The sequence below is a fragment of the Seonamhaeicola marinus genome (assembly GCF_008085455.1).
Genome location: NZ_VSDQ01000909.1, coordinates 1 through 340, shown reverse-complemented (window position 1 = coordinate 340; position 340 = coordinate 1). Strand labels below are relative to the sequence as shown.

The following is a 340-nucleotide window of genomic DNA, read 5'->3' as shown; positions in this document are numbered from 1 at the left end:
TTAGAAGTTTTACGAACGTTTGCTGTACTTAATTTTGAAGTAAACTAGCAAAAATGAAGATAATATGGTAATAGAATTTGCAAAAATCATTGACAAACTCTTTTGTAAAATACCGTAAACCAGCCAAAACAAAATACCTATAAAAAAAATGAGTAGCATTGGAAGTGATAAAGCCGATACATCTTTAGTTTTCCATGTTTGGTAAACTTGAGGTAAAAAAGCCGTTGTTGTTAAAACAGCGGCCGTTAAACCTATAATTTCTATATAATCTATGTTGAAACCTTCCATGGGTTTACCCTACAATATTTACAATTTTACCGGGCACTACTATAACTTTTTT

1 protein-coding gene is annotated in these 340 nt (G+C 30.6%); it reads right to left on the bottom strand.

Going from position 1 to position 340, the window contains the following annotated elements; genetic code table 11:
* Positions 1–9 precede the first annotated feature (9 nt).
* Complete coding sequence (locus tag FUA24_RS24765; RefSeq protein WP_147134684.1) at positions 10–288, bottom strand: SemiSWEET family sugar transporter; 279 nt, start codon at positions 286–288, stop codon at positions 10–12.
* Positions 289–340: the final 52 nt, after the last annotated feature.